This window comes from Streptomyces sp. RP5T (genome assembly GCF_003933965.1).
In the GTDB taxonomy this organism is placed as follows: domain Bacteria; phylum Actinomycetota; class Actinomycetes; order Streptomycetales; family Streptomycetaceae; genus Streptomyces.
On record NZ_RSAJ01000331.1, the window covers coordinates 1 to 9,241 of the forward strand.

Here is a 9,241-nt window from a genome sequence, read left to right on the forward strand (position 1 = left end):
GGGGTCGGCGGCGCCCGCGGTGTAGTCCTCGTCGCGGCCGGGCGGCGGGAGCGTGCGGGCGACCCGGTGGTCGTGCTCGGCGGCGAGTCCGATGTGGAAGTCGGCGCCGAGGGGGCCCGTCACGTTCCGGACCAGGAACTCGCCCACGGTCAGGCCGGTGATGCGGCGCAGGACCTCGCCGACCAGGAAGCCCTGGGTGAGCGAGTGGTAGCCGGCCGCGGTGCCGGGTTCCCAGAGCGGCGGCTGGGCGGCGAGCCGTGCCGTGGCGGCCGGCCAGTCGTGGAGCTCCTCGACCGTGCCCTCCCAGTGCGGCAGGCCGGCGGTGTGCGACAGCAGGTGCCGTACCAGCACCTTCTCCTTGCCGGCGGCGGCGAACTCCGGCCAGTACCGGGCGACCGGGGCGTCCAGGTCGAGCTCGCCGCGGTCGGCGAGGATCAGCGCGCACAGTGCCGTCATCGTCTTGGTGGTGGAGAAGACGTTGGTGATCGTGTCCCGCTCCCAGGGGGCCGTCCGGCCGGCGTCGGCGAAGCCGCCCCAGACGTCCACCACCGGCTCACCGTCCACGAAGACGGCCGCGGACCCGCCGACGTCCCCCTCGTCCAGCAGCGCTGCCAACTTGTTGGGTACCGCGGAGAACAGTTCGTCGTACGTGCCCTGGATGTCGGCCATGGGGGGTATTGAGCCCGGTCCTCGGCCCGTCGGTCAACCGAAATACGGGCCGAGCACTCCACCGCAGGCACCGGCCGAGCGGTCGTTCGTTCGTTCCTGCCGGTCAGGGCGTGGGACGCGCACTGCCTCGGGGTGCGGCCGCCCATGCCGACGACGGCATGTGGGGGCGCTCCTCGGCCGGCCACCGGGGCGCCCGGACGCGGGGCGGGCGGTCGTCCGTTCCTGCCGGTCAGGGCACGGGACGCGCACCGCCCCGGGGTGCGGCCGCCCATGCCGACGACGGCATGTGGGGGCGCTCCTCGGCCGGCCACCGGGGCGCCCGGACGCCGTACGTCCGGGGCGCCGCGCCGGGTGCGGACGCCCGGACCAGGGCGAGCAGCACCGCGGTGAGCGCGGCCAGTTCGGCCTCGGACGGGGATCCCGCGCGTACCTCGAAGACGGGCCGGCCGCCGGGGTCGCCGGTCACTGCGGCTGGTTCCCGTGCTTGCGGCTGGGCGCCGCGACGTACTTGGCGCGCAGCATGCCGAGCGCGTCCGTCAGCCGCATGCGCGTCTCCGCCGGGTCGATCACGTCGTCGACCAGTCCGCGCTCCGCCGCGTGGTACGGGTGCATCAACTGCTCCCGGTACTCCTCCATGTACTGCTTGCGGGCGAGTTCGGGGTCCTGGGCGGCGGCGATCTCGCGCCGGAAGACCACGTCGGCGGCGCCCTCGGCACCCATCACGGCGATCTCGTTGATGGGCCAGGCCAGCGAGACGTCGCACCCGATCGAGCGGGAGTCCATGACGATGTAGGCGCCGCCGTAGGCCTTGCGCAGGATGACCTGCACCCGGGGCACGGTGGCGTCGCAGTAGGCGTACAGGAGCTTGGCCCCGTGCCGGATGATGCCGCCGTGCTCCTGGTCGACACCCGGCAAAAAGCCCGGGACGTCGACGAGGGTGACGAGCGGGATGTTGAACGCGTCGCAGAACTGCACGAAGCGGGCGGCCTTCTCGCTGCCCTTGATGTCCAGCACCCCGGCCAGGACGGACGGCTGGTTCGCGACGATGCCGACGACGTGGCCGTCCAGGCGCGCGAGGGTGCACAGCACGTTGGGGGCCCACCCCTGGCGGATCTCGAAGTGCTCCCCGCCGTCGACGATCTCCTCGATCACCCGGCGCATGTCGTACGGGCGGTGGGGGTCGGCCGGGACGAGGGCCGCCAGGGTCTCGGTGCGCCGGTCCGCCGGGTCGGCCGAGGGCTCCGCGGGGGGCGCCTCCCGGTTGTTGGCGGGGAGCAGGGAGAGCAGGTAGCGGACGTCCGACAGACACGCCACCTCGTCGTCGTAGACGAAGTCCGCGACTCCCGAGAGCGTGGCGTGCGGGTCGGCGCCGCCCAGCTCGTCCTGGGTGATCGTCTCGCCGGTGACCGCCTTGACCACGTCCGGGCCGGTGATGAACATCTGCGAGGTGCCACGGACCATGAAGACGAAGTCGGTGAGCGCGGGCGAGTAGGCGGCGCCCCCGGCGCACGGCCCCATGATCACGCTGATCTGCGGGATCACCCCGGAGTTGCGCACATTGCGCCGGAAGATGCCGCCGTATCCGGCGAGGGCGCCGACCCCCTCCTGGATCCGGGCTCCGGCGCCGTCGCACAGCCCCACCAGGGGAGCGCCCGCCGCGGAGGCCATGTCCATGATCTTGTGGATCTTCTCGGCGTGCGCCTCTCCGAGGGAGCCGCCGAAGACCCGGAAGTCGTGGGCGTACGCGAAGACCGTCCGCCCGTACACCCGGCCCCAGCCGGTGACGACCCCGTCCGTGTGGGGCCGCTTGTTCTCCAGGCCGAAGCCGGTGGCCCGGTGCCGGCGCAGTCCCTCGACCTCGGTGAAGGCACCGTCGTCGAAGAGCAGCTCGAGGCGCTCACGAGCGGTGAGTTTGCCCTTGGCCCACTGGGCCCTGGTGGCCCGGTCGTCCGGGCCGCGGCTGACGGCTGCGCGGAGCTCGTGGAGTGCGGCGACCCGGTCGCGGGCCGCCTGGAACGGATTCTCCTGTACGACGGTCATGACTGCCCTTTCTCCTGACGGACCGGGGGAAGCGGGGGCGCCGGGTTCAGGCGTGGCACGTGGGGAGGCCGCCGTGGAACTCCAGCATCTCGCCGAACGCGGCCATCTCGTCGAGCTGTTCGCCCAGGGGGCCGCCGCGTATTTCGGCGACGGCCCGCACGAGGTTGGGCACCAGGCGCTCCGGGTCGAGCAGGTCGCCCCACTCCCCCGGATCCGTGTCCCGGGCCGCCTCCAGCGGGGACACGCCCGCCGACACGGTGTCCTCGGCCAGCCGTTGGACCCAGCGGAGATAGCGGGTGCAGGTGTCGAACACCTCGGGTCCGCAGACCGGGCCGTGTCCCGGTACGACCGTGGTGGGCCCCAGCTCGCGCAGGAGTCGTATCGCCCGGAGCGAGCCCTCGACGGAGCCCATGAGGCAGAAGGGCGTCACCCCGTTCATGACGATGTCCCCGGTGAACAGGACACGGCGGTCCGGCACCCAGACCACCGTGTCCCCCGTGGTGTGCGCGGGGCCGGGGTGGAGCAACTCGACCTCGTGGCGGCCCGTGTGCAGGGTCATCCGCTCCGAGTAGGTGAGCTCCGGCAGGGTGACGCGCACCTCGCCCCAGGGCACGTCGGGCCACAGGCGCTGGAGTCCGAGGCCGGACCTCGCCATGTCCGAGCGGGTGGTGTCGTGGCCGACGAACAGGGCGTCCGGCGCGAAGACGCAGTTCCCGAAGGTGTGGTCGCCGTGCTGGTGGGTGTTGGCCACCAGCAGGCGTGAGCCGCCCCTGAGCCGCTCGGTCTCCTCGCGCAGCCTGAGGGCCCGGGCCCGGGTCGCGGCGGTGTCCACGACGAGGGTGACGTCGCTGCCGGGCAGCACGCCCGCGTTGCTCAGACACCAGCCGCCGTCCGGCTGGACGAAGGCGTGCACGCCGTCGGCGACCTCCTCGAACCGCGGCTCGTACGGGCCGAGCTCGCTCATGTCGGCTCCTCCTCCTGGACCTCGGGCACGGACCGCCGCCCGGCAGCCTGGGGCGTGTTCCCGGCGGGCCCTCAGCGTCGGTCCCGCGCTTCGAGGACGGTTAGAGCCCGGACCGTGGCGAGGGGCGGCCGCGGCGCGCGATCCGTTCTCGATCACTTGTCGAGGGAGGACGGTGACCCTGGACCGCACACGGCCCGAGGCACACGGCCCGGAGGAGGGTGCTCATGAGTGCGAAAGCGGTGGTGACGGGTGGTACCCGGGGTGTCGGACTGGCGGTCGCGCGCAGGCTGTGCGCGGACGGCACCGATGTCCTGCTGGTCTACGGGCACAGCGACGCCGACGCGAAGCACGCCCTCGACGCACTGACCGGGCTGCCGGGCACCGTGACCGCGGTGCGGGCGGATCTGACCGCCCCGGCCGGTGTGGTGCGGGTGCTCGGCGAGGTGCGGGAGACCTGGGGCGCTCTGGACGTCTTCGTGCACGCGGCCGCGCAGCGGCGTCCGTCGGCCGGGCCGCGGGTCTCCCTGCGGGATGTGCGGGACGATCTCGCGCTGGCGCTCGCGCCGCTGCTCGCCGGGGTGCCGGTCCTGACCGACCTGATGGCGGGCCGGCCCGGCCGGGTGGTCGCGGTGAGCAGCGCGGGCGCGGGCCAGGTGGTCCCCTCCTATCTGACGCAGGGGGTGGCCAAGGCCGCCCTGGAGAGTCTGGTGCGCTATCTCGCCGTGGAACTGGCCCCGGCCGGCATCACCGTGAACGCGGTGTCCACCTCGAAGATCGACAAGGGGGCCGGCGGCGAAGGGCCGGCGCACGTGGCGGCGACGCTGGCCGCCCGCACCCCGGCGGGACGGCTGACCACCGCGGACGACATCGCCGACGCCGTGGCCCTGCTGTGCCGTCCCGACGCGGGCTGGATCCACGGCCAGGTCGTCACGGTCGACGGCGGCCTGTCCCTGGTGGCCGGCTGACCGCGCGCACGACCGCCCCCCAGCGGCCCACCGGCACCCGCCATCCCCCGTCGGGCGCCGGTGGGCCCGTTCCATGTCGCCCCGGCGGGCGGCCTCGGGGGGCTCCGGGGCGTCGGCGGCCGCGCGGCCCGGGAACGCCCGGTGCGTTTCAGCTCCGGGCCGCGCCCACCGCGGTCCGCAGGCGCTGATGGATCTCCAGGGCCGCCGAGGGCCGGTTGAGGGTGATGCAGTGCAGCCCGGGGGCGCCCTCGGCGAGGAGCCGGCGCGCCATGGCGGTCGCGTAGTCGACGCCGATGCGGCGTCCTTCGGCCGGTCTGTCCCGGGCGGCGTCCAGGTGCCGGGCCAGGTCCTCGGGGAACGCCGCGCCGGACAGCGCGGCGAACCGCCGGATCTGGCGCACGTCGGTGGCGGGCATGATCTCCGGGATGATCGGTGTGCCGCAGCCCGAGGCCTCGACGCGGTCGCGCAGCCGCAGATAGTCCTCCACGTGGAAGAACATCTGGGTGATGGCGTAGTCGGCGCCCGCGCGGCACTTGGCCACGAAGTGCCTGATGTCGCTGTCCCAGTCGGCGGAGCGCGGGTGCATCTCCGGGAAGGCCGCCACGCCCACGCCGAAGTCGCCGGACTCCTTGACCAGGTGGACGAGTTCGCAGGCGTGCCGGAAGCCCTCGGGGTGCGGCCGCCAGGGGGCGTTCGGGTCTCCGGGCGGGTCGCCCCGCAGGGCGAGGACCTCCCGGACACCCGCGTCGGCGTACTGGCCGAGGATGTGGCGCAACTCGGCCACCGAGTGTCCGACGGCGGTGAGATGGGCCACCGGACGCAGCGTGGTCTCGGCGGCGATCCGCCGGGTGACCGCCACGGTACGGTCCCGGGAGGAGCCGCCGGCGCCGTAGGTCACCGACACGAAGGCCGGCGACAGCGCCTCGATACGGCGGACGGCGTCCCACAGGGTCCGGGTGCCCTGTTCGGTCCTGGGCGGGAAGAACTCGAAGGAGAAGAAGGGGACGCCATCGGCCAGCACCTCGCGCACGGTGGGCGCGCCCGGGGCGCGGTTCACGCCGGCACCTCCAGGAACGGGGCGAGTTGGGCGGCGGCCCCCGGTCCGTACGTGTGGCGCAGGCGGTCCAGCAGGACCTGGGCCCGTGGGCTGTACTCCTGGGTCCCGACCGTCTCCAGCGCCAGCGTGGCCAGCGCACAGCCCAGTCGGGCCGCCGCCGGCTCGCCGAGCCGCCATGCGCCGGCGGCGAGGAAGCCCGCGCGGAACGCGTCGCCGACACCGGTCGGGTCGACAACGGGTGCGGTGGTGACGGCGGGAACCCGCAGCGGCCGGTGTCCGGCACGCTGGACCCGGACCCCCCGGTCCCCCAGCGTCGTCACCCAGGAGCCGACACGGCCCAGGACCTGCGCCTCGGTCCAGCCGGCCCGCTCCTGCAGAAGTGCGGACTCGTACTCGTTGGTGAACAGCAGCCGGGGGTGGTCGAGCAGGGCCCGGACCTCGGACCGTCCCAGGTGCGCCAGTTGCTGGGAGGGGTCGGCGGCGAAGGGGATCCCCAGGGCGATGCACTCCCGGGTGTGCCGGAGCATCGCCTCGGGGTCGTTCGGCGAGACGATCACCATGTCGAGGCCGCCGGTGCGTTCGATCAGCGGATGGAGGCTGATGTCCCGGGCCTCGGTCATCGCGCCGGCGTAGAAGGTGGCGATCTGGTTCTGCTCGGCGTCCGTGGTGCAGACGAACCGAGCGGTGTGCCGGCTGTCCGAGACGGTGATGGAGTCGGTGTCGACCCCGTTCCGCTTCAGCCAGAGCTGGTAGTCGGCGAAGTCGACACCGGCGGCGCCCACCAGGTACGGCGTCAGGCCGAGCCGGCCGAGTCCGTAGGCGATGTTGGCGGCCACTCCGCCCCGGCGGATCTCCAGTTCCTCGGCGAGGAAGGAGAGCGAGACGCGGTCCAGGCTGTCGGCGAGCAGCTGCTCGGTGAAGCGGCCACGAAACTGCAGCAGATGGTCGGTTGCGATCGATCCCGTCACGGCAATGCGCACGGCGGCCTCTCTTTCGTGAGGGTCGGGGCGAACGGGATCAGACACCGGCTGCCCGGCGCAGCGCCTCGGCACGGTCGGTCCGCTCCCAGGTGAACTCGGGCAGTTCACGGCCGAAGTGGCCGTACGCCGCTGTCCGGGCGTAGATCGGGCGGAGCAGGTCGAGGTCGCGGATGATCGCGGCCGGACGCAGGTCGAAGACCTCGTGCACGGCGTCCTCGATACGGCTCTGCGCGGTGACGGCCGTGCCGAAGGTCTCGACGAAGAGGCCGACGGGCCGGGCCTTGCCGATGGCGTACGCGACCTGGACCTCGCATCGGCGGGCGAGACCGGCGGCGACCACGTTCTTGGCCACCCAGCGCATCGCGTACGCGGCGGAGCGGTCCACTTTGGAGGGGTCCTTGCCCGAGAACGCGCCGCCGCCGTGGCGGGCCGTCCCGCCGTACGTGTCGATGATGATCTTGCGCCCGGTCAGGCCCGCGTCCCCCATCGGTCCGCCGACCTCGAACCGGCCCGTCGGGTTCACCAGCAGCCGGTGGTCGTCCGTCTCCAGTTTGATGCCCTCGTCCGCGAGTTCGGCCAGTACGGGCTCCACGACGTGCCGGTGGATGTCCGGGGCGAGGAGCGCGTCGAGGTCGACACCGGCGGCGTGCTGCGAGGACACGACGACCGTGTCGAGGCGGACCGGCCGGCTGCCCTGGTATTCGAGGGTGACCTGGGTCTTGCCGTCCGGGCGCAGATAGGGGACGGTGCCGTCCCGGCGGACCGCGGACAGCCGCTCGGCCAGGCGGTGCGCCAGATGGATCGGAAGCGGCATCAGGGTCGGTGTCTCGTCGGTCGCGTAGCCGAACATCAGGCCCTGGTCGCCGGCGCCCTGCCGGTCGAGGTCGTCGCCGTCGCCGTCGACCCGGCTCTCGTAGGCCGTGTCGACGCCCCGGGCGATGTCGGGCGACTGCGCGCCGATGGACACCGAGACCCCGCAGGAGGCTCCGTCGAAGCCCTTCGCCGAGGAGTCGTAGCCGATGGCGAGGATCTTCTCGCGCACGAGCCGCGCGATCGGCACGTCGGCCTCCGTGGTGACCTCACCGGCCACGTGCACGAGACCGGTGGTGATCAGCGTCTCCACGGCGACCCTGGAGGCCGGGTCCTCCCGCAGCAACGCGTCCAGCACGGTGTCGCTGATCTGGTCGGCGATCTTGTCGGGGTGGCCCTCGGTGACGGACTCCGAGGTGAACAGGCGTCCGGGCATGGCTGTGCCTCCTGAGGGGGAGTCGGCTCCCGGCACGACGGGAGCGGCTGGTCCGGTCCCCCGCAACGTAGCCAGCCGCGTTAGAGACCTGTTCGCGCCAGTGTCCGGATCCGCACGGGTGCTCCCCGACATCTCGACGAACCCTCGAACCGGGGTGCGGACGATGGACCGTCATCCGAACTCCCCGAGGGATGCGAGGACTCTTCATGACCATCAGCGACACCAGCGCCGGGCCGTCCCTGGACGCGCCGGCGATCGCCCGCCTGAGCGCCTCCTACGCCGAGGCCCGCATTCTGCACAGCGCCGTCGAGGTGGGGCTCTTCGAGCTCCTGGCCGAAGGCCCGCTGAGCCAGGGCGAGATCTGCGCACGGCTCGAGCTCCACCCGCGTCTGGTGCGGGACTTCCTGGGCGCGGTGGCCGCGCTCGGCCTGATCGGGCGGGAGGGTGCGCGGTACCGGCTCACGCCCGAGGTGGCTCAGTTCCTCGTGCCCGGCGGTCCGCTCTATCTGGGCGCCCGGATCCGGACCGCGGCTCAGCGGCACTACCACACCTGGGGCCGGCTCACCGAGGCCCTGCGGGACGGCGAGCCCAAGGCCGGGGTCGGCGCGGACGCGTTCGCCACGCTGTACGGCAACCCGGAGGCCACCCGGAACTTCCTGGTGCACATGGACGCCAACAACGGTGTGGTGGGACCGCAGCTCGCCGAGGCGGTGGACTGGTCGGCGTACTCCTCGTTCGTCGACGTCGGCGGCGCCCGGGGCAACGTGGCCGCCCATCTGGTGCGGCGGCACCCCCATCTGACGGGCGGCGTCTTCGAACTGCCCGCCGTGCAGCCGTTCTTCGAGGAGCACATGGCCGAACTGGGCCTGTCCGGGCGGGTGGTGTTCCATCCGGGGGACTTCTTCGCCGACGCCCTGCCGCAGACCGACGTGCTGGTGTTCGGGCATGTGCTGCACGACTGGTCGCAGGACGCGCGGCAGGAGCTGCTCGACCGGGCCCATGCCGTGCTGCCGCCGGGCGGCGCGGTCGTCGTCTACGACCAGATGCTCGACGAGGAGGCACCGGATCTGCGCAGCCTGGTGGGCAGCCTGAACGTCGGGCTGATCACACCGGGCGGTTCGGAGTACACCGTCTCGGAGTGCCGCACCTGGGTGGAGAAGTCGGGCTTCACCTTCCTGTCGGCCACCCGGCTGGCCAGGGGCAACGACACGGTCGTCGTCGCCGCGAAACGCGACTGACCCTGCGCACCGCACACCTCGGCCCCGGAACCGGGAAGGGTTCCGGGGCCGAGGTGTGCGGTGCGCAGGGTCAGTCGCGTTT

General features: G+C 73.0%; 9 protein-coding genes. 2 read left to right on the forward strand and 7 right to left on the reverse strand.

Annotated elements, in window-relative coordinates; all coding sequences use genetic code 11:
* The 4 genes from EHS43_RS28370 to EHS43_RS28385 all read right to left on the reverse strand — a co-directional run.
* Window positions 1–669 (reverse strand): serine hydrolase domain-containing protein (locus EHS43_RS28370; RefSeq protein ID WP_148104105.1); only part of this gene is annotated, 669 nt, incomplete at its 3' end.
* Between the two features lie 229 nt (window positions 670–898).
* A complete protein-coding gene (locus tag EHS43_RS28375; protein WP_125193583.1) occupies window positions 899–1,135 on the reverse strand; it encodes an acyl-CoA carboxylase subunit epsilon in 237 nt (78 codons plus the stop codon).
* Window positions 1,132–2,709 (reverse strand): acyl-CoA carboxylase subunit beta, encoded by a 1,578-nt coding sequence (locus tag EHS43_RS28380; protein WP_125193584.1) that lies wholly within the window; start codon window positions 2,707–2,709, stop codon window positions 1,132–1,134. The genes EHS43_RS28375 and EHS43_RS28380 overlap by 4 nt, the downstream gene beginning before the upstream one ends.
* 46 nt (window positions 2,710–2,755) lie before the next feature.
* Window positions 2,756–3,673, reverse strand: coding sequence for an MBL fold metallo-hydrolase (locus EHS43_RS28385; RefSeq protein ID WP_125193585.1), 918 nt, complete (start codon window positions 3,671–3,673; stop codon window positions 2,756–2,758).
* A gap of 224 nt (window positions 3,674–3,897) precedes the next feature.
* Between EHS43_RS28385 and EHS43_RS28390 the strand changes: the two genes are divergently transcribed.
* Window positions 3,898–4,638: an SDR family oxidoreductase gene (locus EHS43_RS28390; protein ID WP_125193586.1), complete on the forward strand. Its 741-nt coding sequence runs from the start codon at window positions 3,898–3,900 to the stop codon at window positions 4,636–4,638.
* A 148-nt stretch (window positions 4,639–4,786) separates the two neighbouring features.
* On the opposite strand, the gene metF is transcribed toward EHS43_RS28390, so the two are convergent.
* The 3 genes from metF to metK are packed head-to-tail and all read right to left on the reverse strand — an operon-like array spanning window position 4,787 to window position 7,921.
* Window positions 4,787–5,695, reverse strand: coding sequence for a methylenetetrahydrofolate reductase [NAD(P)H] (gene metF / locus EHS43_RS28395; protein WP_125193587.1), 909 nt, complete (start codon window positions 5,693–5,695; stop codon window positions 4,787–4,789).
* Window positions 5,692–6,675, reverse strand: coding sequence for a carbohydrate kinase family protein (locus EHS43_RS28400; protein ID WP_125193588.1), 984 nt, complete (start codon window positions 6,673–6,675; stop codon window positions 5,692–5,694). Before EHS43_RS28400 ends, metF begins: the two co-directional genes overlap by 4 nt.
* Before the next feature lie 37 nt (window positions 6,676–6,712).
* Window positions 6,713–7,921, reverse strand: a complete 1,209-nt coding sequence (gene metK / locus EHS43_RS28405; RefSeq protein WP_125193589.1) for a methionine adenosyltransferase — start codon at window positions 7,919–7,921, stop codon at window positions 6,713–6,715.
* 206 nt (window positions 7,922–8,127) lie between these two features.
* Here metK and EHS43_RS28410 point away from each other — a divergent pair, with 206 nt between their 5' ends.
* A complete protein-coding gene (locus EHS43_RS28410) occupies window positions 8,128–9,159 on the forward strand; it encodes a methyltransferase (protein ID WP_221740765.1) in 1,032 nt (343 codons plus the stop codon).
* Window positions 9,160–9,241: the final 82 nt, after the last annotated feature.

What these genes read in the sequence shown, in the direction of transcription:
- EHS43_RS28410 (WP_221740765.1), top strand. Translation starts at nt 8,128, where the DNA reads ATGACCATCAGCGACACCAGCGCCGGGCCGTCCCTGGACGCGCCGGCG.
- EHS43_RS28390 (WP_125193586.1), top strand. Translation starts at nt 3,898, where the DNA reads ATGAGTGCGAAAGCGGTGGTGACGGGTGGTACCCGGGGTGTCGGACTG.
- metK (WP_125193589.1), bottom strand. Translation starts at nt 7,921, where the DNA reads ATGCCCGGACGCCTGTTCACCTCGGAGTCCGTCACCGAGGGCCACCCC.
- EHS43_RS28385 (WP_125193585.1), bottom strand. Translation starts at nt 3,673, where the DNA reads ATGAGCGAGCTCGGCCCGTACGAGCCGCGGTTCGAGGAGGTCGCCGAC.
- EHS43_RS28380 (WP_125193584.1), bottom strand. Translation starts at nt 2,709, where the DNA reads ATGACCGTCGTACAGGAGAATCCGTTCCAGGCGGCCCGCGACCGGGTC.